Source organism: Arthrobacter cavernae, from assembly GCF_017368795.1.
GTDB lineage: Bacteria > Actinomycetota > Actinomycetes > Actinomycetales > Micrococcaceae > Arthrobacter > Arthrobacter cavernae.
The window spans coordinates 52,464-75,274 of sequence record NZ_JAFNLL010000010.1 but is presented as its reverse complement, the minus strand read 5'-3'; the positions used below and the strand labels follow the sequence as shown (position 1 = coordinate 75,274).

The following is a 22,811-nucleotide window of genomic DNA, read 5'->3' as shown; positions in this document are numbered from 1 at the left end:
TTACTAAGTTAGGAATCCGACAATGGCTGTTGGCGTCTTCGATCTTTTCTCCGTGGGGATCGGCCCTTCGAGTTCCCACACCGTGGGCCCTATGCGGGCCGCTGCGGTCTTCGCTGGCGAACTCAAGGACTCCGGGGCGCTGGAGCGCGTGGCTTCCCTGCGTGTTGACCTGTACGGGTCGCTGGCCGCAACAGGCCGGGGCCACGGCACCATGACCGCCGTGCTGCTGGGCCTGGAAGGCTACCACCCCGAGGTCATCCTCCCCGATGAGGTTGAGGAACGCCTGGCATCGATTGCCGAGACCGGCACCCTGAACCTGGCCGGCGCCGCGGATCCGGCCTCCGGCGTGCCCCTGCCATACGGCGAGGGCGACATGATCCTGCACCCGCTCACCGTGCTCCCACGCCACACCAATGGCATGAAGTTCGCCGTGTCCGACGCCGAGGGCGCCGTGCTGCACGAGGCCACCTTCTTCTCCGTGGGCGGCGGCTTCATTGTCCGCGAGGGCGAGGAGGACGCGGCCCAGAAGGAACTGGACGAGTCCAAGAAGGAACTCCCCTTGCCGTTCCGCACCGCCGCGGAACTGATGGGGCGGTGCTCCTCCAAGGGACTCGGCATCTCCGACATCATGTTCATCAATGAGCGCGCCTCCCGCTCCGAAGAGGAAATCCGGGCTGGCCTGCTGCACATCTGGTCCGTCATGGAGGAATGCGTCGCCGTCAGCCTCAAGCGCGAAGGCGTGCTGCCCGGCGGACTCAGGGTCCGCCGTCGGGCACCCGACTGGCACGAGCGGCTCCTGAAGGAAGACAAGGACCGCGACCCCAAGTACTGGCAGGAATGGGTGAACCTGATCGCCCTGGCCGTCAACGAGGAAAACGCCTCGGGTGGGCGCGTGGTCACGGCCCCCACCAACGGCGCCGCGGGCATCATCCCGGCCGTTCTCTACTACGCCCTCAACTTTGCCCCAGGCATGGACAAGGCCACGCAGCAGGACAAGGACGACGTCGTGGTGAAGTTCCTGCTGGCCGCCGGTGCCGTCGGGGTGCTGTACAAGGAGCAGGCCTCCATTTCCGGTGCCGAGGTCGGCTGCCAGGGCGAGGTGGGCTCCGCGTCCTCCATGGCCGCGGCGGGCCTGGCCGAGGTCATGGGCGGCTCCCCGGGGCAGGTGGAAAACGCGGCCGAGATCGCGATGGAACACAACCTCGGCCTGACCTGCGACCCCATCGGCGGCCTGGTGCAGATCCCCTGCATCGAACGCAACGCGATCGCCGCGGCCAAGGCCATCAACGCCGCCAAGATGGCGCTCTGGGGCGACGGCACGCACCGCGTCTCCCTGGACGAGGTCATCGTGACCATGCGCGAAACCGGCAGGGACATGTCCTCCAAGTACAAGGAAACCGCCATGGGCGGCCTCGCCGTCAACGTGGTGGAGTGCTAGCGAACCTGGTTGCCGGGGGTAAGGGCTTTCAGCGGCTTCCCTGATCAGGGGGAACTGTCCCGGGGACGTCATCCAGCCGCATCCGGTCCTCCCGGTAGCGGTCCACCAGATCCAGTTTTGAGTGTGTCGGCCGCCCGGATTCGGTGTATTTGCGCTTCACCCGGTCCAGATACTCCCGGGCGGTCCCGTATGCGATGCCGGCCTTGCGCGCGGTGGCCTGCAAGGTGGCTCCCGACGCATAAATGCGAAGCACCAGCGCCTCCTGCGGCGATAGCTGCGGCCGGTCCGGCCGCCTGTCCGTACTGAAGGCAAAGGCGAGTTCCGGACTCACCACCACGCCGCCGTCGGCCACGGTGCGGATCGCATCCAGCAGTGCGGGCAGGTCATTGTCCTTGGTGATGTAGCCCGCGGCGCCTGCCTCGATCGTGGCCAGCACATGCTCCCGGTCACCGATCGTGGAAACAACCAGCACCACCGTGCCGCCGCGCAGCAGCCGGGTGACGTTCTCGGCCGGCAGGGTGCCGTCCCGCAGGTTCAGATCCAGAAGCACGACGTCGATCCTGTCGCCGCCGTGCCGCTCCAGATACTCAGTGACTGTCGCGGCGGTGGCAACGATTGCCACGTCGTCCACGGGGGCCAGCCAGGCGCGCATTCCCTGCAGCAGCATCTGGTCGTCGTCGATCGCTGCGACGTTCACGACGCGGGCCATTGCAGTTCCACCGTTGTCCCATGGCCGGGGGAGCTGTCCACGACGGCCTGGCCGCCGACTTCCCGCATCCGCCCGATGATTGATTGCTGCAGGCCCATGCCGGAGGCGCCCGCGGCTGGGTCGAAACCCCTGCCGCGGTCTGTCACCGTGACGGTGACGCCGGCGGAGGTTTTGCCGGAGCCGTCGCTGCCGCCCTCTGCGCTGCCGTCGCCGCCGACGGCGGTGATCCAGGCCTGGTCTGCGCCGCTGTGCTTCAGCACGTTGTTCAGTGCCTCGCGGCTGGATTCCGCAATGGCGTGCACCACGTCGTTGGGAAGACTGGCGGGCAGGTCTGCGACATGTTGGTGGACGCGGAGACCCAGGGCGGCCTGATCGTGCCCTACGGTGGCCAGTTCGCTTTGCAGCCGGTTGGCGTTGCTCAGGCCTGCGGAGGAAATGATGCTGCGCAGATATTCGGCATCTGCGGCACAGCGTTGCCGCACCAGCGGATCGGAGGGGTCCACGCCGCGGGCTATGGCGCTGAGGGTGGACAGGACGGTGTCGTGCAGCATCCGGTATTGGTGGACGCGTTCCTCCGCCTTGGCAGACTCCCTGTCCGTTGCCTCAATCATCGCGCTCAGCTGCGCCGCGGCCCGTGTGCCGAGATCGCCCTGGCGCCGCTGATAGCTGGCGAGAAAGGCTGCAAGCAGGATAGCCAGGAGCAGAATTCCGGCGTTGGCAAGGGTGGCTGCGAAAGCAAAATTGCCGGCGGCCGTGCCTTCGTTGAAGACGCGCAAGGCCCCGGGCACCATGGCCGCGGCCAGCATCGCTGAGGCCATCCAGAGCTGCCAGGTCCGTAGGGCAAGGCCGGCGGCCACGGCCGTCCCCAAAGCGGGGGCAAGGGCGGCGTTGGCCCAGCCTGCGGAATCCAGTGGAAACAGGCCAAAGGGGCCAGCGTAAGCGCGACGCTCATCAGTACGGCGTCAACCCAAACCGATGGCCGCGGAAGCTCCACCCTGCTGAACAGCATGGTTGCCCACATCAGGGACCAGACTGCCACCACGGCGTAAACAGCAACCGCCAATTCAAAGTGGAGGACGCCGGCGTCGGCTCCGAGCAGCATGGCGACGGGCCAGGGGAGCAGCTGGGCCAGCCTGAGGGTGGCCACGATTTTGGCTTTGAGTGAGCGGCCACGCTGGTCCGCGGCGGCCAGTTCGGCGGCAGACACCTTCGCGCCCCGGAGTGCAAGTGTGCCGGGAGGCGGGCTATCCGAGGCCTGCGGTGATGTCCCCACAATCAGCAGTCTGCAGCATGGCGGGCAGTCCGGCCAGTCCCCCAAAATGCCGACAGCACATTTTCCTTCATGACAGTCTGGACCGGCGGGAGCAGGATGGAACCAGTTCAAGCACTTGGATCCACTTTGAAGGAGAAGACAGTGAAACACTTCAGCCGCATTCCAGCGGTCTTGGGTACCGCGGCCGTCCTCGTTGTATCGGCAGGCTGCGGAGTCGGCGGACCTCCGTCCGGAGCCCCCGGCACCGGCACAGCACCTTCGGTCTCACCGGGCACCGGCGGTACGCCGGCACCTTCGGATGATGCATCCCCGTCACCGTCCGCCCCGGGAACAGCCACCCTGGGGCCGGACGGGGTGGTCACCGTCGGTGCTGGGCAGGAATTCAAGGTACGCAACGACAACTCCACAGTGACGATTAACTGCAATGCGGGCGGGGAGATCGATGTGGAGGCCAATGCGGCCCACGTGACGATCACAGGCAACTGCCTCGACGTCGACCTCAAGGGCTCGGGCAATACCGTTGCGATTGCAGCGTCGGATGACGTTGACATTGATTCCGGCGGCACTGGGAACACACTCACTGCCCAGGCTCTGGAGAAGCTCAGGATCAAGGGCAGCCAGAACACCGTCACCCTCGGCTCCATCAGCGAGGAAATCAGGCTGGAGGGCGGCAACAATACCGTCGCCTACCAGCAGGGAAGCCCGCAGACCCGGGATGAGGGAAGCGGCAACTCGCTGACCCGCGGCTGATGCCTGCCGGCGGAGCGGCTTCCGCCACCGCGACCTGTTCAGTGCCGGACCCTGTCTATTGTCGGTGTCGGGTGCCATCATGTACCCATGAGCGGGGGATATGACAGCGACTTTCTGCGGGCCGGCCTTGAGCTGCCCAGTCCGTCGGAGACGACGGTTCTTCTCGACTACATTCATTTCTCGGTGCGGCTCCGCCCCGACCGCAAGCTGGCGGCGATCGTGGGCGTGAACATCAACGGCGGCGAACTGGACCCCCTGGCCCGGGAGGGCACCTGGCATTTCGATTCCAGGATCCCCAAGGAGCAGCAGGCCGGGCCTGAGGTCTACAAGAACAACGCCTTCGACCGCGGGCACCTGGTCCGCCGCCTGGACCCCGTATGGGGGGATGCCGCGACGGCGAAGAAGGCCAACCAGGACACCTTCGCCTTCACCAACGCCGCACCGCAGATCGACGACTTCAACCAGGGAAAGCAGCTCTGGGTGGGGCTCGAGGACCATGTCCTTAACCACGCGGACGCGCACGACGCCAGGCTGAGCGTCTTCACCGGACCGGTCTTCCGTGACGACGATCCTCCCTACCGTGGAGTGCATGTTCCGCGGAAGTTCTGGAAGATCGCCGCATGGACCAACGACGCCGTGCTCGGCGCCGTGGGGTTCGTGGTGGACCAGACACCGCTCATGGACAAGGTGGAGCTGGAGAAGGCCACCAGGGAACGGCTCCTCACGGACGAACCCCCGCCTCTGGGCCCGTTCCGTACCTTCCAAGTGCCCATCGAGGAGATCGCCGGGCTGACCGGCCTGCCGCTTGAAGCCCTCGCCGACGCCGACCGTCTCGCCCGCGGGCAGCGGGCCCTCGGCGAGAAGCCGAAGGCCATCCTGTTGGAGTCGGCGGAGCAGATCAGGCTGTAGGGCCTTCCCGGGGCCGATAGACTTGGGGCTGCATGCCTGCGCCGCACGCCGGTGCTTGCAGCCTCAAGTACGCAACTGATTGGACACGGCCCCCTTGCGAGAATTTACCGCACGCTTTGCCACCGCCGAGGAAATCGATACCTGGGACAAGCACGTCACGGCCAACCCGAATGGCGGGAACCTGCTCCAGTCCGAGGCATTCGCGGAAGTGAAGCAGCACTTCGGCTGGAAGCCCCTGCACCTGGTCTACGAGACGGCCGACTACACCAGCTACAACCTGGTCCTCGAGAAGTCCTTCCCGCTCCTGGGCAAGCTGTGGTACCTCATCAAAGGGCCGGACGTGGCCGGCGTCGAGGACATTGCGGGCATCGTCAAGGCCAACGCCGACTTCGTGAAGCACCAAAAGCTGGGCGTCTTCGCCATCAAGATCGAGCCGGACATCGTGCTCTCCGAGGAAACCCGCAACACCATCGCGGCCACGGGACTGGTGAAGACCCCCAATCTCCAGCCGAACGACTCCACCGCCCTGCTGGACATTGCTCCCGAAGAAAACCAGCTGCTGCGCAACCTGCACTCCCGCGGCCGCAATGCCGTGCGCCGGGCCATCCGTGAAGGCGTCGAAGTCCACAACGCGGAACCCAACGAAGAAAACTTCCGCTCCATGTACGCGCTCATGACCAACACCGTGGAAGCCAAATCCCAGGTGCGTGTCCGCGAATACGGCTACTACCAGCAGTTCTGGACCAACTTCATCAAGCATGGCCAGGGCCGCCTCTTGTTCGTCTACGAAAACGATGTCCCGTCCGTTGGCGCCTTCGTCATCAACTACGGGCGCAAGGGAACCTACAAGGATGGCGGCTCGCTGCAGAAGCGCGGCCAGTACGGAGACTCCCACCTCGTGCAATGGGCAGCCATCAACCAGCTTAAGGAATTGGGCTGCACCGAATACGACTTCTGCGGAACCCCGCCCAGCGACAAGCTCAAGGATACGTCCAACCCGTTCCACGGCCTGGGCTTGTTCAAGACCAGCTTCAGCAAGACCGTCACCGATTTTGTCGGCTGCTACGACCAAGTCATCAGTCCGCTGAAGTACAAGGCCTGGACGGCCGCAGGAGAGCGGATCGCACGTCAGATCTACACCCGCCGCACCGGCCGCCAGTTCTACTAGAATCGCACCGCCACCCATCCCGGAGCTTGGAGGAAGGCCAGAGTGACTGAACCACCCGAAGGCGCCGGTTCCAGGCCCCCCACGGACGGGCTGCCCAAGACACAGCCGCTCAGGCCCTCGCAGGTCCGCCAGAACGTCAACGCCAAGCGCATGCTGCGCCGGCTGGTGCAGGGGGAGAACCCGCCCACCGCGCCCATGAGCATCGTGGACCGCCTGGCAGGCAGCCCCTACGCGAACCCCACCATCCAAGTGGGAGGCGTTGATGCCTCCGCGCGCAAGACGATCGACTTCGCCCTGCACCTGGCCGAGTCCATGTTCCGGTATGGCGCGGGCGCCCTGGAGGTCGAGACCAGCATGATCGCCGTGACGGCGGCCCTGGGGCTGAAAAACATCGAAGTGGACATCACCAACCAATCCGTCTCGATCAACTATGCTCCCAAGGACCAGACGCCCATCTCGCTGCTGCGCGTGGTCCGTTCCTGGACCAACAACTACGCCGGGCTGGCCCAGGTGCACCAGCTGGTCACGGACATCGTGGCAGGGGGAGTGGGTCGTTCCGAGGCCGTCCGCCGGCTGGATGACATCATCCGCAGCACCAAGCCGTTCCCGCGCTGGATGGTCACCATGGCCTTCGGCGTGTTCGCTGCGGTGTTCGTCGGTGTCCTGGGCGGCGGTCCGGGCGCGTCGGCTCTCGCGTTCGTCTCAAACCTGTTGGTCAACCTCGTGGCCCGGCAACTGGGCAGATGGCGCACCCCGGATTTCTTCGCGACGCTCGCGTGCTCGTTCCTTGTCACCTTCATAGCCCTCATGCTGCGCTGGGCCGGTGCGGACATCCCGCCGTCCATCGTGGTGGCTGGCGGGATCCTGCTGTTGCTGCCCACGGGCAGGCTCGTCTCCTCCGTCCAGGACGCCATCAATGGCTTCCCCGTCACGGCCGCGGGCCGGTTCCTCTCCACGTTCCTGACCTTCGGCGCGATTGTCGCGGGCATTGGCGTCGCCGTCGTCGTGGGTGAGCTCATCGGCAGCGAAGCGCTGGACGTCACGCAAACATTCCCCGAGGCGTATCCCTTGTGGGGCCAGGCGATCCTGATCGCCGTCGCGGTGGTGGCGATCGGCGTCACGGAGCAGACGCAGACGCGCCTTTTGCTCCCGACGGCGGCGGTTGGCCTGGTGGGGTTCTTCGCCTTGTGGGGCGCCAGCACACTGGGTCTGGGGGACCGCTTGTCACCGGCCCTCGCGGCGATCATCATTGGCCTGCTGGCCCGGGTGGTGGCCCTGAAGCTGGGAGCCCCCCAGCTGGTGGTTGCCGTGCCGGCGGCATTGATCCTGCTGCCCGGACTCAAGATATTCCGTTCCATGTATGTCTTGACAGTGGAGGAAGGGGACATCCTGCTCGGTGCCGGGGGCATGCTGAATGCCGCCGCGATTGTCATGGGCGTTGCCGCGGGCATCGTCCTCGGCGACAACCTGGCCCGGCCGTTCACCAAGAGCCTGTCGAGCAACGAACGCCGCAGGGTCCGGCGGCGCTAGATCAGGCGCCGCTAGATCTGGCCGATCGGCAGTTTCTTCTCGGCCTGGAAGACGTCCTCCACGCGGCCCTGGGCCCAGTACCCGGACAGGGAAACCTGGGCGCGCTCCAGGCCGTGCTTGACGAAGAACACTTCGCGCATGGCCTTCATGTACCCGCGCTCCCCGTGGGCAAACACGCTGGCGCGGCCGGCCGGGAACTCCGCGGAGCGCAGTGCCTCGATGAGCAGCTCGCTGGAGCCTGCCGGGACGCCCTCGCGCAGCAGCCACTTCAGTTCGACGCCGGAGGGGGCGGTGATGTCCAGGATGTCGGCGGTGCTGTCCACCTCGAGGAACGCGATGCCGCGGGCGTCCGGCGACAGGGATTCGATGGACGCGGCGATCGCCGGCAGCGCGGCGTCGTCGCCGGCGAAAAGGTGCCAGTCGGCGTCGCGGGCAGGGTTGAAGGCGCCGCCCGGGCCCGTGAAGATGAGGGAATCGCCGGGCTCGGCGGTGAGGGCCCATGGTCCGGCGAGGCCTTCATCCCCGTGCACCACAAAATCAACGGCAAGTTCCTGCGCCGCCATGTCCACCCAGCGGATCGTGTACGTGCGGGTGTGGGGCCACTGGGCGCGGGGCATGGATTCGCGGATCGACCACAGGTCCAGCGGCTGCGGGTAGTCGACGTCCGGCTGGGGGAAAACGATCTTGATGTACCGGTCCACGAACTCGTTGTGCGTGTAGCCGGCAAAGCCCGGGCCGCCGGCGATGATCCGCACCATGTACGGCGAGAGCCGTTCCTTGCGCAGGACCGTGAGGTTCACCTGGGGGCGGGTGTTGCGCGTGGCGGAGGAAGTGGCAGGCAGGGCAGTCATGTAGGTAAGCCTAAGCTAAGAGACGTGACCTTGCCTCCTCGATGGCTCCCCGTTACAGCACCGGCAGTTCCCAATCCACAGGCTCCGCGCCTTGCCCGGACAGCAGTGCGTTGGCTTGGCTGAACGGCCGGGAGCCGAAGAAACCGCGTGACGCGGACAAGGGGCTGGGGTGCGCCGAAACGAGCGCCGGTGCGCCGTCCAGCAGCGGCACCACAGCCTCAGCGTCCTTGCCCCACAGGATGGCCACCAGCGGGCTCTGCCTGCCTTCCGCGTCGCGGCGGCCGGCGACGGCGGTGACTGCCGCCGTCGTGATGGCCTCCCAGCCCTTCCCCCGGTGTGAGCCGGCGCTGCCTGCGCTGACGCTGAGGACCCGGTTGAGCAGGAGGACGCCCTGGGCGGTCCAGGCCGAAAGGTCGCCGTGCACGCGCGGCGGCAGCCCCAGATCGTCGTGGAGTTCGCGGTAGATGTTGCTGAGGCTGCGGGGGATGGGCCGGGTCTGCGGCGAAACAGCGAAGGACAGCCCGACGGCGTGTCCCGGCGTCGGGTAGGGATCCTGGCCCAGGATCAGGACCTTGACGTCGGCCAGCGGCCGGCGGAAGGCACGGAGGAGGTTTCCGGCGGCGGGGAGAACCTGGTGTCCGGCAGCGGATTGGGCCGCTACGAAGTCCAACGCGGAGCGCAGCTGGGGCTCCACCGGCCGCAGGGCCTCCGCCCAGTCGGGGGCCATGATTTCCCCCAACGGCAGGCCGGCCAGTTCCGCGAAACCGTCCGTGCCGCCACCGGCGGGCTCCAGCTCAAACAGCGTATCGTCACCCATCACGCCGCCATTGTCCCCCGCGCGGCGGCCCCCGGCTAAATGACAGCCTCCGTATTCGCCCGTAGCATGGAGAGGGAGACCAGCCCCCAACGCGCCGAAGGAGTGTGCCATGACGCAGCCCGCCCCCGAGCATCCGGCCGGCGTTGACCGCCCGGCTCTCGCGGACCTCTCGGCCGAGACGCGCAGTGATTCCCCCCTGAGCGAGCGGGATCAGCAGATGCTCGCGCTCGAACGGCAATGGTGGAAGTACGCGGGGGCCAAGGAACAGGCCATCAGGGAGTTGTTCGACCTCTCCGCCACGCACTATTACCAGATCCTCAATGCGCTCATCGATACTGAGGACGCATTGGCACACGATCCCATGTTGGTAAAGCGACTGCGTAGACTACGTACGTCGCGCCAGCGTGCGCGTACTGCGCGCCGCTTGGGGTCCGACGCGTAAACGCCACGCTGATTTCTCAGCAAGCAAGCAGCAAGGACAACGCTTCACCATGACCAAATTTGCCAGGGATGAATTCGACCGCGTCCCGCAGAGCCCCTCACGGCAGGGCGTCCACCGGGCCATCACCGCACCGTCTCGCCCTGCGCTGTGGCCGGTCCTGGCCCTCGGCGTCCTGGCGCTGTCCGTCGGCCTGCTTGCCTTCTTCATCTTCCCCAAGCTCGGATTCACCGTGCCCCAGGCATCCACGAGCATTTCCCAGCAGGGTGCCGTGGAGGGTACAGCCCCGTCGTCCGCACCGTCGGACCCGGCGAGCCAGCCTGTCGCTTCCACGGAGCCGTCCGCCGTGCCCTCCACTGAGCCATCGGCGTCGGCAACTCCCTCGGCATCGGCAGCTCCCTCGGATCTGTCCGTGGACAAGAGCACGGCAGTGTCCGTCTACAACGCCACCACCACCAGTGGCCTGGCCGGCCGTGTTGCCGGGATGGTGGAAGGCGGCGGCTGGCCGCTCTCCACCGTCGGAAACTGGGGCGGACTGCCCCAGCGGAACTCGGTGATCTTCTACAACAGCCTGGCCCAGAAGGGCAACGCCCAGGCGCTCGCCACCCTGCTGGGGATTGCCAACGTGGTGGAATCCCTGGAAATCCAGCAGCCCCTGGTGGTTGTCCTGGGCCCCGGCTACGCCTAGCCTCTGCCGTCGTCGGGGACCCGTCGGGGCGCCCGAATCACGGCCGTTCCGGCCCAACTCGGTTAAGCCTCAATAACAATGTGGCGGCCCTTGCCCTGCTCCCGGGCGCGGACAACGTGACTGTGGTTACAGTTGATTGAATCCGGCCCGGAGATCCCGGGAGGCCGGGTCAGGCTAGTTGAAAGTGTGGGCATCATGGCTTTGGGAACCGTCAAATGGTTCAATGCCGAAAAAGGCTACGGCTTCATCACTGTGGATGGTTCCGGCGACGACGTTTTTGTGCACTGGTCCGCCATCCAGATGGAAGGCTACCGCGTCCTGGAAGAGGGCCAGCGCGTTGAATTCGAGCTTGGCGAAGGGCAGAAGGGCCCCCAGGCCGAAGGCGTGCAGTTCGCCGAGTGACCGCCGGGCCGGGGGCGTCGCTGCTGCACCGGCGCCCCTGTTCACGGCCCTGCGTGGCTTAAGCCGCGGGCAAACAAGTCGCCTTCTGCTTGCACTCTCCCCGGGCGAGTGCTAATTATTGACTTAGCACTCCTGCGCTCTGACTGCTAACTCGACGCCGGCTCCGGCCGGCAGCGGACCGCTTTCCGGGCGCGGGGGACCAAGAAACACCTTGCTGTGGTGAGATCCGGAGCGCGCGGCATACAGAGGCCGCAAGCACAAGGTTCGTCCGTCGCGGGCACCGCAGCCCCAGGTACCTTCTTAACGACTGTCCCGAAAGGACTACCGCCGCTATGGCCAAGATCATTGCATTTGATGAAGAGGCACGCCGCGGCCTCGAGCGGGGTCTGAACACCCTCGCCGACGCCGTCAAGGTCACCCTCGGCCCGCGTGGACGCAACGTCGTCCTCGAAAAGAAGTGGGGCGCCCCCACGATCACCAACGATGGTGTTTCCATCGCCAAGGAGATCGAACTGGACGACCCGTTCGAGAAGATCGGCGCCGAACTGGTCAAGGAAGTTGCCAAGAAGACGGATGACGTCGCCGGCGACGGTACCACCACCGCCACCGTCCTGGCCCAGGCCCTGGTCAAGGAAGGCCTGCGCAACGTAGCTGCCGGTGCCGACCCGCTGTCCCTCAAGCGCGGCATCGAGAAGGCTACCGAAGCCGTCATCCGCGAACTCCTGGCCTCCGCCAAGGAGATCGAGACCAAGGAAGAGATCGCGGCTACGGCTTCCATCTCGGCCGGCGACACCGAAATCGGCAACCTCATTGCCGAGGCCCTGGACAAGGTGGGCAAGGAAGGCGTCATCACGGTCGAGGAGTCCAACACCTTCGGCCTGGAGCTCGAACTCACCGAAGGCATGCGCTTCGACAAGGGTTACATCTCCGCCTACTTCGTCACCGACGCTGAGCGCCAGGAAACGGTCCTCGAAGACCCGTACATCCTGATCGTCAACTCCAAGATCTCCAACGTGAAGGAACTCGTCACGGTTCTGGAGAAGGTCATGCAGTCGAACAAGCCGCTGCTGATCATCGCCGAAGACATCGAGGGCGAGGCCCTGGCCACCCTGATCGTCAACAAGATCCGTGGCACGTTCAAGTCTGTTGCCGTCAAGGCTCCGGGCTTCGGTGACCGTCGCAAGGCACAGCTCGCCGACATCGCCATCCTCACCGGCGGCCAGGTCATCTCCTCCGAGGTCGGCCTGAACCTTGAGAACGCAACCCTCGAACTGCTGGGCACCGCCCGCAAGGTTGTTGTCACCAAGGACGAGACCACCATCGTTGAAGGTGCCGGCGACGCCGAGCAGATCGCCGGCCGCGTGGCCCAGATTCGCGCCGAGATCGAAAACTCCGACTCGGACTACGACCGCGAGAAGCTGCAGGAACGCCTGGCCAAGCTGGCCGGCGGCGTTGCAGTCATCAAGGCCGGTGCCGCAACCGAAGTTGAGCTCAAGGAACGCAAGCACCGCATTGAGGACGCAGTCCGCAACGCAAAGGCTGCCGTTGAAGAAGGCATCGTCGCCGGTGGTGGCGTTGCCCTGATCCAGGCCGGCGCCAAGGCATTTGCCAACCTGAACCTGAATGGCGACGAAGCAACGGGCGCCAACATCGTCAAGGTCGCCATCGACGCTCCGTTGAAGCAGATCGCCTTCAACGCTGGCCTCGAGCCGGGCGTTGTTGCCGACAAGGTCCGCGGCCTGCCTGCCGGCCACGGCCTGAACGCCGCCACCGGCGTTTACGAGGACCTGCTGGCTGCCGGCGTCAACGACCCCGTAAAGGTTACCCGCTCGGCCCTGCAGAACGCTGCCTCCATCGCTGGTCTGTTCCTGACCACCGAGGCCGTAGTTGCCGACAAGCCGGAGAAGAGCTCTCCTGCCGGCGGCGACGACATGGGCGGCATGGGCGGCATGGGCGGCTTCTAAGCCCCCTGCGCTGACCATTCAGCCACACTGACGACGGCGGTCCCCACCGAAGGTGGGGGCCGCCGTCGCCGTTTCTGCGCGGTCGTTCCGCGCAGCTTGCCGTTTCTGCACCCGCTGAGGAGATCGGCACCCGGCCGGGCTGCAGCGGATGTCCGCACCGGGTGCAGAATTTCCGACGGGCAGGGACCGTTGCGGGTAGTGCGCAGTCCGGCCCATGTGTGGTTCCGGACCGCGCAGCTCCGGGCAGGACCTCCGCGACGAATCCTGTCGGCATGGTCTGGCAGGATTGAAGGCATGACGATTATTGCTGCCGCCGACGGTTCTGCCCTCGGCAATCCTGGGCCGGCCGGTTGGGCCTGGTACGTTGACGACTCCTGCTGGCGCGCCGGTGGATGGCCGCACGGCACCAACAACCAGGGCGAGCTCATGGCAGTGCTGGACCTTTTGCGGTCCACGGCGCACCTCCCTCAGGAAGAGCTGCGGATCCTGTGCGACAGCCAGTACGTCATCAACTGCATCAGCAAATGGATGCCCGGCTGGAAGCGCAAGGGCTGGCGCAAGGCGGACGGAAAGCCCGTCCTGAACCTCGATCTGCTCAAGGAGATCGACCAGGCCATTGTCGGTCGCAAATACACCTTCGAATGGGTCAAGGGCCACGCCGGGCACCCCCTCAATGAGGCCGCGGACGACCGTGCACGCGCCATGGCCACCGCCTACCAGCAGAAGTCCACGGCTCCGCCGGGCCCCGGCTTCCCAGGCGCCCCGTCCACGTCCAGCGGAAGTACGCCTTCAGCCGGTGCTGCGCCTGCCACGGGTGCCAAGCCTTCTGCCGCTGCGACCGCCGCCGCCGGCGAGCCCACCCTCTTTGGCGGCCCGGCCCCGTCCGCCCAAGCGGCTCCTGTTTCCCCGCCGGACGTCTTCAACCAGCCCGACCTCTTCAACCAGCCCGACCTCTTCAGCGAACCGGACCTCTTCAGCGATTTTGACGAGGAAGCACCCGCCGGTCAGGAACTTGCCGCCGAGGACACCGTGGTGGCGCTGGAGCGGGAGCTGCTGCGGCCGGAGGTGCGCGCCGACATCGGCCGCACGGGGGTGCTGCTTCACCCGGACTTCACCGAGATCGGCAGCTCCGGGCGGCTCTGGACCCGTGACGCGATGATGATGGAGCTCGAAGGGGATCTCGGCGAATCCAGCGAACTCGAACTCCTTGGCGCCGACCGCCTCAATGAGGGCACCGTGCTCCTGAACTACCGAAGCCACGGAAAGGCCGGTTCGGCCCTGCGCAGCTCGGTCTGGCTGCTCGACGGCGGCCGGTGGCGGCTGCGCTTCCACCAGGGAACCCCGGAGAACTGATGCTTTGACCTGGTGGGCGTGCGTTGAGGTGCGGGGCTGCCGCCTGTGGGGGACAGGCAGCGGCCCCGCAGGAGCCTAATACGTGAAGCGCTGGGTGTTGCCCTGCTCCACCTGAAGGTAGCTCGCGGCCGCGGAGGACAGCGCAAGGTTGATCGAGGCCAAGGATTCCTCCACCTTGCGCTGCGTCAGCGTCCATTCGCTCACGAGGGACTGGAAATTGTTGGCGGCAGAGCCGCGCCAGGTGGCCTGCAGTTCGTCAAGGCCGCTCTTCATGGCCTGGACGTCGGCGCTGATGCGGTCCACCGTCGCCTTGACGTTGGCTGACTTGAGTTGGAGGAGTTCGGTATCGACGGAGATGACGCTCATGGTGGTGCCTTTCGACTGTGACGGGTCCGCGGGCTGCGGCGGGACTTTGTCCTCTGCCACGAGCCTAGGGAGCCGTGTGGGGCCCCGGTACCACCCATCGCTGCTATGTGGATAACAGCTCGGCCGGCTCCTCGCGGAACGGCAGGCTGACCACCAGGGTGGCGCCGCCGCCGTCGGTCTCTTCCACGCGCATGGTGCCGTCGTGCGATCCCACGATCGCCGCCACAATGGCAAGGCCAAGGCCGCTGCCGCCGGTCTCGCGGGTCCGCGAGGTGTCGGAACGGTAGAAGCGCTCGAAGATCCTGGGGGCCTCGCTCTCCGGGATTCCGGGCCCGTGGTCACGGATCTCGATGACGGAGAAAGCCCCGGACGGTGTGCTGCGGACCCCCACGGCCAGCTCAATCGGACTGCCGTCCGGCGTGTAGCGCAGGGCATTGCCTACCAGGTTCCCCACCACTTGGCGGAGTTTGGCCTCATCGCCGCGCACCGGGGCAGGCGAGGCGCTGCCGCCGTCGAGCCCTATGAGTGAAATGGTGCGGCCGCTGGAAATCGCCAGGGAGTCCACCACGGCGTCGTGCGCGAGCAGCTGGAGGTCCACTGGCCTGAGCTGCAGGGGACGCTGTTCGTCGAGGCGGGCAAGCAGCAGGAGGTCCTCCACCATGGAGCCCATGCGCTTGGCCTCGCTTTCGATCCGGCCCATGGCCATGGCCACGTCGTCCTCGCTGGCCAGGGCGCCATGGCGGTAGAGCTCGGAGAAGCCGCGGATGGTGACCAGCGGGGTCCGGAGCTCGTGCGAGGCATCCGCGGCGAAGCGGCGCATGCGGGCCTCGGAGGCTGCCCGGGCCGCGAACGAGGCTTCGATGTGGGCGAGCATGGCGTTCAGGGAGCCACCCAGACGGCCGACCTCGGTGTTGGGGTTCTCGATTTCCACACGACGGGAGAGATCGCCGGCGGCGATCGCTGCAGCGGTCTTTTCCACACGGCCCAGCGGCCGGAAGGACCGCGCTACGGTCCACGTCGCAATGAAGAACGCCAGGACGAGCGTCAGGAGCCCGACGCCCACCACCACCAGGGTTGCGTGCTCCATGACTTTGTCCACGGGGGAAAGGGGCAGTCCGACGATCACCACCCCGCTGCGCCCGTTCTCGTCCACGACATTCACGGCCACCACACGCCAGTTCCCGCCATCGGTGCCCCGCGCCTGGAACGGGGTGAAACCACGTTCCTTGGCCTCGGCCGGGGTGATGTTGGAAATATCAGGACGGGAGCCCTTGCTGCCGCCAAAAGGATAAGGCGAAAGCCCCGGGACGTACAGCGTCAGTGAATAGTCCGTGGGCACGGAGGGGTTGTGTTGGGACAGCTTGTCGAACGACTGCTGGATCTGCGCCAACTGGACCGCGGCCTTGAGTTTGTCGTCAACCTGGTCCTGCAGGTATCTCTGGACCAGTGCCAGTGTCCCTGCTCCCGTGGCGGCCAGGGCAAGGAGCAGCAGGCCCATGATGATGGCGACCAGCTGGGACCGCAGGGAGGCCGCTTTCCAGCGCTGTACCAAGGTCAGCGCTTCTCTGCCGTCCGCAGCACGTAGCCCACGCCGCGCTTGGTCTGGATCAGGGCTGCGGCATCGGGATCGATGTCCACCTTGCGGCGCAGGTAGGAGATGTAGGACTCCACAATGGAGGCATCGCCGTTGAAGTCGTACTCCCACACGTGGTCCAGGATCTGCGCCTTGGACAGCACCCGGTTGGGGTTGAGCATGAGGTAGCGCAGCAGCTTGAACTCGGTGGGGGACAGCTCGATCACGGTGCCGCCGCGGCGGACCTCGTGGGCGTCGTCGTCGAGTTCCAGGTCATCCACGCGGATCACGGCGTCGTCGTCTTCCAGCGGCTGGGTGCGGCGCAGCACGGCGCGGATGCGGGCCACCACCTCGTCCAGGCTGAAGGGCTTGGTGACGTAGTCGTCCCCGCCCACGGTGAGGCCGGTGACCTTGTCCTCGGTATCGTCCTTGGCGGTGAGGAACAGGACGGGGAAGTGCTTGCCGGAAGCCCGGAGGCGGCGGGTGACGGTGAAGCCGTCCATGTCGGGGAGCATGACGTCCAGGACGGCGAGGTCCGGGGCGTGCAGCTCGGCGGCGGCGAGCGCCTCGCGGCCATTCGAAGCGGCCACGACCTCGAAGCCTGCGAAGCGCAGGGACGTGGAGAGCAGCTCACGGATGTTGGGTTCGTCGTCGACGACAAGGAGCTTGGCTTCGGGGCCGTTCTTTTTCATGACATCCATAATGCTCCCAGTTTCTGTGAGTTGACTGGACGCTTGATGGGAGGAATCTGCGCGGCGCTCGACAATTGCTAGCCGCCCAGCGCCAGCCCGACTCCCAGCGCCGTCATCGTCACGGCGATCCCGCCGTCCAGGATCCGCCACGACGCCGGCCGGGCGAAGAAGCCGCGGAGAAGCCTCGCGCCGAAGCCCAGCGAGCAGAACCACAGGACACTGCCTACCATGGCGCCCCCACCGAACCACCACTGCAGCCCCGCGCCCTGCGCATTGGCCACGGAGCCAAGGAGCACCACGGTATCCAGGTACACGTGCGGGTTGAGCCACGTCAGGGCCAGGACGGTCGCCAGGGCGGCGGCCAGGCCTGCGCGTCCGCCGGCCGGGGAGGAGGTGCCGCCGTCGGCCGCCGTCAGCGCTTGCGGGCGCAGGGCGCGCCGCGCCGCCATGGCGCCGTACCCCACCAGGAAGGCGGCCCCCACGTAACGGAGGACGACGACGGCGAGCGGCGCCGCTGTGAACAGCGCACCGGTGCCTATTACGCCGGCGGCGATGAGGGCGGCGTCCGAGAGGGCACAGACGGCCACAATGGGCCAGACATGTTGCCCGCGGATTCCCTGTCGCAGCACAAAGGCGTTCTGCGCGCCGATGGCGACGATGAGGGCCAGTCCGGTTCCGAGGCCAAGGCCTGCGGCGTGGAGGATGTCGGAGGTGTTCACCCATCGACACTATGGCCGCCCAGTAATTCAGACCAGCTAAAGATTCTCATGCTACGTAAGATCTCCTTATGACTCGGTTTCCTTCGGAACAGCTGCTCACCTTCGCCACGGTGCTCTCGGAAGGGACGCTCGAGGCGGCGGCCCGCCTGCTCCACATCACGCCGTCGGCGGTCTCCCAACGGCTCAAAGCGCTCGAGCAGAGCGCCGGGCGGGTGCTGCTGCAGCGCAGCAACCCCGTGCAGGCCACGGAAGCCGGCGAAGTGGTGCTGCGGCTCGCCCGGCAGCTCGCCCAGCTGGAGGCCGACGCCGGAGCGGAGCTCGGCCTGCCCGCAGGCCCCGGGCATGTGGCCGTGCCCGTCGTGGTCAACGCCGATTCGCTGGCCGTCTGGTTCCTTAAGGCGCTGGTCCGGGTGCCCAAGGATCTTGGCGTCACCTTCGATCTACACCGCGACGACGAGCAGCATTCCACGTCCCTGCTGCGCTCGGGGACCGTGATGGCGGCCGTGACGGCCACGCCCGAGCCCGTCCAGGGCTGCCGTGTGGAGGGTCTGGGCGTCATGCGGTACCGGGCGGTTGCCGCGCCGGAGTTCGTGGACCGCTGGCTGCCCGGCGGCATCCATCCCCATGCCCTCAACGCCGCGCCCGCAGTCGACTTCGACCGCAAGGACAGCTACCAGCGGAAGTTCCTCGAAACCCTGCTCGGCAGCCCCGTCGCCGTCCCGGGTCCCCGGCATTACGTGCCCGCGACCCAGGACTTCGCCGACGCCATCCGGTTGGGGCTCGGCTGGGGCCTGGTGCCGGAGATCCAATGCGGGCCGGACCTCGACGCCGGGCGCTTGGTGGAGCTGGCACCGGACCGGCCCTTCGACGTCGCCCTCTACTGGCAGCGCTGGCGTACGCCGTCGCGGATGCTCGATGCCCTGAGCGCGGCGGTCCGGGACACGGCCGCGGACTACCTGCTCAAGCCCTGAGCCAGAGCGCCTGAGCCAAGAGTGCGAACTCGCCGCGGGGCCTGGGCCGTTCCTACGCCGCGTCAACGTCCTTCGCGTCCACGATCCGGTAGGCGTAGCCCTGCTCCGCGAGGAACCGCTGCCGCTTCGCGGCGAAGTCCTGGTCCAGGGTGTCCCGGGCCACGAGCGAATAGAAGCGGGCCGAGCGGCCGTCCTGCTTGGGCCGCAGCAGCCGTCCCAGGCGCTGCGCCTCCTCCTGCCGGGACCCGAAGGATCCGGAGACCTGGATGGCCACGGACGCCTCCGGCAGGTCGATGGAGAAGTTCGCCACCTTGGACACCACCAGGGTGTGCACCTCCCCGGCGCGGAAGGCATCAAACAGCGCCTGCCGCACCTTCACAGGTGTTTCGCCCTTGATGACGGGGGCGTCCAGGCGCTCGCCGATCTCGTCCAGTTGGTCGATGTACTGGCCGATCACCAGCAGCTGCTCGCCTTCGTGCCGGGCCACGATCCGCTCCACCAGCTGCGTCTTGGTCTCCGAGGTGGCGCACAGCCGGTACTTGTCGGCGTCGTCGGCCATGGCGTAGGCCACGCGCTCGTCCCGCGGCAGGTCCACCCGGACCTCCACGCAGTCGGCCGGTGCGATGTAGCCCTGCGCCTCAATGTCCTTCCAAGGGGCGTCGTAGCGTTTGGGGCCGATCAGGCTGAAGACCTCGCCCTCGCGCCCGTCCTCGCGCACCAGTGTCGCGGTAAGGCCCAACCGGCGCCGGGCCTGCAGGTCTGCCGTCATGCGGAAGATCGGTGCCGGCAGCAGGTGCACCTCGTCGTAGATGATCAGGCCCCAGTCGTGTCCGTCCACGAGTTCCAAGTGCGGGTAGAGGCCGCCACGCTTGGTGGTCAGCACCTGGTAGGTGGCGATCGTGACGGCCCGGACCTCCTTCACAGCGCCCGAGTACTCGCCGATCTCGTCCTCCGTCAGCGAGGTGCGCTTGAGCAGTTCGTCCTTCCACTGCCGCGCCGCCACCGTGTTGGTCACCAGGATCAGCGTGGTGGTGGAGCTCGTGGCCATGGCTGCCGCGCCCACCAGGGTCTTGCCCGCGCCGCAGGGCAGCACGACGACGCCGCTGCCGCCGGCCCAGAAGTTCTCCGTGGCCAGCTGCTGGTAGGGGCGCAGCTTCCAGCCGTCCTCGTTCAGGGCGATCAGGTGCGGCGTGCCGTCCACATAGCCGGCCAGGTCCTCCGCGGGCCAGCCGAGCTTGAGCAGCAGCTGCTTGAGCTGCCCGCGCTGGGAGGAGTGGACCACCACCGTTTCGCCGTCGATCCGCGGCCCCAGCAGCGGCGCGATTTTCTTGGCCCGGATGACTTCCTCCAGCACGGGGTAGTCATCGGTGCGCATCACCAGGCCGTGCTGCGGGTCCTTCTCCAGCCGCAGGCGGCCGTACCGGGACATGGTCTCCTCGACGTCGATCAGCAGCGCGTGCGGCACTGGGAAACGGGAGTACTTCAACAGCGTGTCCAGCACCTGCTCCGCGTCAAGCCCGGCCGCCCGGGCGTTCCACAGGCCCAGGGGCGTCAGCCGGTAGCTGTGCATGTGCTCCGGCGCCCGTTCGAGTTCCGCGAAGGCCGCAATGGCATGCCGGGCCTCGGTGGCGAGCTCGTGGTCCACTTCCAGCAGGATGGTCTTGTCGCTTTGTACGATCAGCGGACCGTTGCTCACTGTTGCTTCCTCACTTCTGCAGCTCCCCTGCAGCTTCGACGTCGATGATCCGGTGGATGGACAGGACCCGTTCGGTGTCCTTGCCCGGATCGAACACGCGGACGCGCCCGCCGGACACGGACACCGGAACCACCGTTTCGGTGTTGGAGTTGCCCAGGCTGTCCACCACGTTCATGGTCACCGCCTGCTTAAGCCGGATGGCCTTCTGCAGTGTTTCCAGGCCGAGCTGCGCGCTCGCCTCGCCCGTAACGTTCGGCGCATGGCGTTGCTGGCGCAACACGGCGATCTGGGCGTCGACCTCGTCGTCCGGCGGAGCCGTCCGCGGCGCCGCATACAGCGGACGGACACTGCCGGGCAGCGCGGTGGTCCGTTTCAGGCGCACGACGGCGGCCTCCGCGTCCTGGACGGTGGGCGAGAGTCCGAGTCCGCGCAGGGTCCGGGCCACCTCGCGCGGGCTGGCCGTGGACGTCAGGACCGTGGGAGCGATGCGGACCAGCCCAAGTACCGAGGTGCCGTCCTCGTTCAGAAGTTCGGAGATGGCCGATTCGTCGTCGCTCTGGATGAAGCTGGCACTCGTGGACACCCGCAAGCGGCCGTGCCGGGACGCCGTGTCCTGCACCAGATACTCCAGCGGCTGCGGAACATCGGTAGCGGAGTGCTCGCGCAGGAAATCGAGCAGGGAAGCGGCGTCATGGCCGGCGTCGAGCGCCCGCCGCACTGAGTCCCCGGAGAAGCGGTAGATCGTGGCCGGGCCCTGCCCCTCGGCGTCGGCCATGAGAAGCAGTTTCCCGCTGATCTCCGGCGACAGGTAGCCCGGTGCCACGGCCGTCAGGTCAGCCTGCAGCAGCACATGGCTGACGGCCGCCGGCAAGTGCTCGCCGAGGATTTCCAGGGCCTGCTCCGGCCGCCCGGCCGCTAGGGCCGAGCCCAGCTGCGTGAAGGCCCCGGAACCCATGAGCCCCAGGAGCTCGGCCTCCTGCAGGATGCCGCGCACCAGCGAACTGAAACGGCGCGACATGCGGGGCTGGGTCCATTCGGCCCGTTCCATCACGGCGGCCGTGTTCAGGACGGGGGCCCGGCCGTCGGGGGCTGCGGCCTCCACCGTCAGCTCGTCCAGGATTTCCAGGATCCGACGCCGGACCACCGGGGCGTCGGGCCGCTGCGCCTCCGCAGATAGGGCGTTGATGGTGGTGCTGGCCGCGCCATGGTGCGTCGCGGAGGCCGGCGCGGGGCCCGTGAGCGGCTGGCCCACCAGTGACGGCGCACGCTCGCTGGCGAGCCAGGCATTGACGAGCCACAGCCACTGGTCCTGGCGGGGGAGACCGAGCCATTCCAGCGACGGCGGCTGCACCCACGTGGAGGTGTCGACGTCGAGTCGGAGCAACCCCGACAGGGCGCAGATTTCCAGGAGAACGGCCGTCTCATTCGTCCCGTAGCGCATGGCCTCGGCGAGGCGCCTGAGTTCACGCACGCCCACACCGCCGCTGCGCAGCGTGGCCAGCGGCTGCTCGCGGACGGCGGCCAGCAGTTCACCGGTGAGGCGCAGGGTTTCCGCGATGGCACCCATCGCGGCGTTCCGGCGCAGGGCAGCACTGGTGCTGCCGAGCTCGGGGACGGGCGGGGCCACGGTGAAGTGGTCCACGATGGCGCCTCCGCGCAGGGCAATCCCCACACTGTGCGGAAGCTCAACGTGCGCGGCATCAAGGGGCACCAGCAGGCCGCGCGCCAGCAGCCAATCGACCGGTCCGACGTCGGCGTTTTCGTGGACGACGGACGCCCGGCGCTGCGCCTGCGGGACCGCGCCCATCGCCCAGCTGCCGAACTTGTCGAGCAGGCCCCTGGTGCGCTCCGGGGCGTGTGAGAGGATCTCCTGCATGCTTTCGGGGCTGGACGTCCAGCGCTGCAGGGCCAGGGCCGCGTCCATCGGGGTGCTGGCGGCGTGGATGCCCACGCCGCTCTCGTGGAGTTCGGCAACCAACTGGACCACGCGCTGGGCGAAGGCGGGCTGCAGCCGGACCAGTTCGGTGTAGCTGCGGCCCAGTCCTGCAGGATAAATGCCGATGACATCCCTGAGGCTGCCCACGGGCAAATAGAAGCGCTGCCGGGTGTGGCCGTGTGAAGCGGCCCCGGCCGGGGGCTCGGCCCGGTGCACCAGCGCCAGTTCCTGGAGCTTGGCAAGGATCGGTTCGAGGGCCGCGATCGTGGCCCCGGCAATGACCTTTTTCAGTCCCGCGGCGGACGCGCTGTGCCCGGTATCGGTGTTGGTGCACAGGTGCAGTGTTTCCAGGACCTGCATCTCGGGTTTGTTGAGCCGTTCCAGGGCCCGCTGCACACTGACGCGTGCACTTGCGCGTGCGGCCAGGACCGCGAAATCCGGCGCCGTTGGCGACATCAGGTCCGGTCGGGCGGCAAACAGGGCACGCAGCGAGTTGTCGCTGCGTGCCTCCAGTTCCTTGCTAAGCGCGCGTATGAGGGACATCACTCCAACGTTACCGCCACCCGG

The 22,811-nt window shown here is 67.1% G+C and carries 21 protein-coding genes; 11 read left to right on the top strand and 10 right to left on the bottom strand.

Annotation, left to right across the window (positions count from 1 at the left end; all coding sequences use genetic code 11):
- Positions 1 to 22 precede the first annotated feature (22 nt).
- The gene (locus J1902_RS06080; RefSeq protein ID WP_207615360.1) at positions 23 to 1,438 is read left to right on the top strand and encodes an L-serine ammonia-lyase; all 1,416 of its coding nucleotides are present in this window, start codon (positions 23 to 25) and stop codon (positions 1,436 to 1,438) included.
- A gap of 28 nt (positions 1,439 to 1,466) precedes the next feature.
- Here J1902_RS06080 and J1902_RS06075 read toward each other — a convergent pair whose 3' ends face one another.
- Both J1902_RS06075 and J1902_RS06070 read right to left on the bottom strand, forming a co-directional pair.
- The gene (locus J1902_RS06075) at positions 1,467 to 2,147 is read right to left on the bottom strand and encodes a response regulator (RefSeq protein ID WP_207615359.1); all 681 of its coding nucleotides are present in this window, start codon (positions 2,145 to 2,147) and stop codon (positions 1,467 to 1,469) included.
- Positions 2,132 to 3,004, bottom strand: a complete 873-nt coding sequence (locus J1902_RS06070; protein WP_207615358.1) for a sensor histidine kinase — start codon at positions 3,002 to 3,004, stop codon at positions 2,132 to 2,134. The genes J1902_RS06075 and J1902_RS06070 overlap by 16 nt, the downstream gene beginning before the upstream one ends.
- Before the next feature lie 557 nt (positions 3,005 to 3,561).
- Here J1902_RS06070 and J1902_RS06065 point away from each other — a divergent pair.
- From J1902_RS06065 to J1902_RS06050, 4 genes are all read left to right on the top strand, one after another.
- Complete coding sequence (locus tag J1902_RS06065; RefSeq protein WP_207615357.1) at positions 3,562 to 4,170, top strand: DUF3060 domain-containing protein; 609 nt, start codon at positions 3,562 to 3,564, stop codon at positions 4,168 to 4,170.
- A gap of 87 nt (positions 4,171 to 4,257) precedes the next feature.
- Complete coding sequence (locus J1902_RS06060; RefSeq protein ID WP_207615356.1) at positions 4,258 to 5,079, top strand: DNA/RNA non-specific endonuclease; 822 nt, start codon at positions 4,258 to 4,260, stop codon at positions 5,077 to 5,079.
- Positions 5,080 to 5,173: 94 nt separating this feature from the next.
- Entirely contained in the window at positions 5,174 to 6,247 is a 1,074-nt protein-coding gene (locus J1902_RS06055; RefSeq protein WP_207615355.1) for a lipid II:glycine glycyltransferase FemX, read from the top strand.
- 42 nt (positions 6,248 to 6,289) lie between these two features.
- Positions 6,290 to 7,777, top strand: a complete 1,488-nt coding sequence (locus tag J1902_RS06050) for a threonine/serine exporter family protein (protein ID WP_207615354.1) — start codon at positions 6,290 to 6,292, stop codon at positions 7,775 to 7,777.
- A gap of 11 nt (positions 7,778 to 7,788) precedes the next feature.
- Here the strand turns inward: J1902_RS06050 and J1902_RS06045 are convergent, their stop codons facing one another.
- Both J1902_RS06045 and J1902_RS06040 read right to left on the bottom strand, forming a co-directional pair.
- Positions 7,789 to 8,628: a siderophore-interacting protein gene (locus tag J1902_RS06045; protein WP_207615353.1), complete on the bottom strand. Its 840-nt coding sequence runs from the start codon at positions 8,626 to 8,628 to the stop codon at positions 7,789 to 7,791.
- A 52-nt stretch (positions 8,629 to 8,680) separates the two neighbouring features.
- A complete protein-coding gene (locus tag J1902_RS06040; protein ID WP_207615352.1) occupies positions 8,681 to 9,445 on the bottom strand; it encodes a uracil-DNA glycosylase in 765 nt (254 codons plus the stop codon).
- A gap of 109 nt (positions 9,446 to 9,554) precedes the next feature.
- Here J1902_RS06040 and J1902_RS06035 point away from each other — a divergent pair, with 109 nt between their 5' ends.
- From J1902_RS06035 to J1902_RS06015, 5 genes are all read left to right on the top strand, one after another.
- Positions 9,555 to 9,887 carry a DUF3263 domain-containing protein gene (locus tag J1902_RS06035; RefSeq protein WP_207615351.1) on the top strand — a complete coding sequence of 111 codons (333 nt, stop codon included), beginning with the start codon at positions 9,555 to 9,557 and terminating at the stop codon, positions 9,885 to 9,887.
- A 49-nt stretch (positions 9,888 to 9,936) separates the two neighbouring features.
- Positions 9,937 to 10,572 (top strand): LytR C-terminal domain-containing protein, encoded by a 636-nt coding sequence (locus tag J1902_RS06030; RefSeq protein ID WP_207615350.1) that lies wholly within the window; start codon positions 9,937 to 9,939, stop codon positions 10,570 to 10,572.
- 195 nt (positions 10,573 to 10,767) lie between these two features.
- Entirely contained in the window at positions 10,768 to 10,974 is a 207-nt protein-coding gene (locus J1902_RS06025) for a cold-shock protein (protein ID WP_207615349.1), read from the top strand.
- Between the two features lie 332 nt (positions 10,975 to 11,306).
- Entirely contained in the window at positions 11,307 to 12,938 is a 1,632-nt protein-coding gene (gene groL / locus J1902_RS06020) for a chaperonin GroEL (RefSeq protein WP_207615348.1), read from the top strand.
- 294 nt (positions 12,939 to 13,232) lie between these two features.
- A complete protein-coding gene (locus J1902_RS06015; RefSeq protein WP_207615347.1) occupies positions 13,233 to 14,291 on the top strand; it encodes a ribonuclease HI family protein in 1,059 nt (352 codons plus the stop codon).
- Positions 14,292 to 14,366: 75 nt separating this feature from the next.
- On the opposite strand, the gene J1902_RS06010 is transcribed toward J1902_RS06015, so the two are convergent.
- The 4 genes from J1902_RS06010 to J1902_RS05995 all read right to left on the bottom strand — a co-directional run bounded on the left by J1902_RS06010 (position 14,367) and on the right by J1902_RS05995 (position 17,641).
- Entirely contained in the window at positions 14,367 to 14,657 is a 291-nt protein-coding gene (locus J1902_RS06010) for a WXG100 family type VII secretion target (protein WP_207615346.1), read from the bottom strand.
- A gap of 103 nt (positions 14,658 to 14,760) precedes the next feature.
- Complete coding sequence (locus tag J1902_RS06005; protein ID WP_207615345.1) at positions 14,761 to 16,209, bottom strand: sensor histidine kinase; 1,449 nt, start codon at positions 16,207 to 16,209, stop codon at positions 14,761 to 14,763.
- Positions 16,210 to 16,211: 2 nt separating this feature from the next.
- On the bottom strand, positions 16,212 to 16,922 hold the full coding sequence (locus J1902_RS06000; protein WP_207615344.1) for a response regulator transcription factor: 711 nt from the start codon (positions 16,920 to 16,922) through the stop codon (positions 16,212 to 16,214).
- 77 nt (positions 16,923 to 16,999) lie between these two features.
- A complete protein-coding gene (locus tag J1902_RS05995) occupies positions 17,000 to 17,641 on the bottom strand; it encodes a LysE/ArgO family amino acid transporter (protein WP_207615343.1) in 642 nt (213 codons plus the stop codon).
- A 68-nt stretch (positions 17,642 to 17,709) separates the two neighbouring features.
- On the opposite strand from J1902_RS05995, the gene J1902_RS05990 reads away from it, so the two are divergent.
- Positions 17,710 to 18,612, top strand: coding sequence for a LysR family transcriptional regulator ArgP (locus tag J1902_RS05990; RefSeq protein WP_207615342.1), 903 nt, complete (start codon positions 17,710 to 17,712; stop codon positions 18,610 to 18,612).
- 52 nt (positions 18,613 to 18,664) lie between these two features.
- Here the strand turns inward: J1902_RS05990 and J1902_RS05985 are convergent, their stop codons facing one another.
- Positions 18,665 to 20,308, bottom strand: coding sequence for a DNA repair helicase XPB (locus tag J1902_RS05985; protein WP_207615341.1), 1,644 nt, complete (start codon positions 20,306 to 20,308; stop codon positions 18,665 to 18,667).
- Positions 20,309 to 20,318: 10 nt separating this feature from the next.
- Positions 20,319 to 22,787 (bottom strand): helicase-associated domain-containing protein, encoded by a 2,469-nt coding sequence (locus J1902_RS05980; RefSeq protein WP_207615340.1) that lies wholly within the window; start codon positions 22,785 to 22,787, stop codon positions 20,319 to 20,321.
- Positions 22,788 to 22,811 lie beyond the last annotated feature (24 nt).

Coding starts and splice junctions, on each gene's coding strand:
- J1902_RS06080 (WP_207615360.1), top strand. CDS start 23: ATGGCTGTTGGCGTCTTCGATCTTTTCTCCGTGGGGATCGGCCCTTCG.
- J1902_RS06075 (WP_207615359.1), bottom strand. CDS start 2,147: ATGGCCCGCGTCGTGAACGTCGCAGCGATCGACGACGACCAGATGCTG.
- J1902_RS06060 (WP_207615356.1), top strand. CDS start 4,258: ATGAGCGGGGGATATGACAGCGACTTTCTGCGGGCCGGCCTTGAGCTG.
- J1902_RS06045 (WP_207615353.1), bottom strand. CDS start 8,628: ATGACTGCCCTGCCTGCCACTTCCTCCGCCACGCGCAACACCCGCCCC.
- J1902_RS06040 (WP_207615352.1), bottom strand. CDS start 9,445: ATGGGTGACGATACGCTGTTTGAGCTGGAGCCCGCCGGTGGCGGCACG.
- J1902_RS06035 (WP_207615351.1), top strand. CDS start 9,555: ATGACGCAGCCCGCCCCCGAGCATCCGGCCGGCGTTGACCGCCCGGCT.
- J1902_RS06030 (WP_207615350.1), top strand. CDS start 9,937: ATGACCAAATTTGCCAGGGATGAATTCGACCGCGTCCCGCAGAGCCCC.
- J1902_RS06025 (WP_207615349.1), top strand. CDS start 10,768: ATGGCTTTGGGAACCGTCAAATGGTTCAATGCCGAAAAAGGCTACGGC.
- groL (WP_207615348.1), top strand. CDS start 11,307: ATGGCCAAGATCATTGCATTTGATGAAGAGGCACGCCGCGGCCTCGAG.
- J1902_RS06015 (WP_207615347.1), top strand. CDS start 13,233: ATGACGATTATTGCTGCCGCCGACGGTTCTGCCCTCGGCAATCCTGGG.
- J1902_RS06010 (WP_207615346.1), bottom strand. CDS start 14,657: ATGAGCGTCATCTCCGTCGATACCGAACTCCTCCAACTCAAGTCAGCC.
- J1902_RS06000 (WP_207615344.1), bottom strand. CDS start 16,922: ATGAAAAAGAACGGCCCCGAAGCCAAGCTCCTTGTCGTCGACGACGAA.
- J1902_RS05990 (WP_207615342.1), top strand. CDS start 17,710: ATGACTCGGTTTCCTTCGGAACAGCTGCTCACCTTCGCCACGGTGCTC.
- J1902_RS05980 (WP_207615340.1), bottom strand. CDS start 22,787: ATGTCCCTCATACGCGCGCTTAGCAAGGAACTGGAGGCACGCAGCGAC.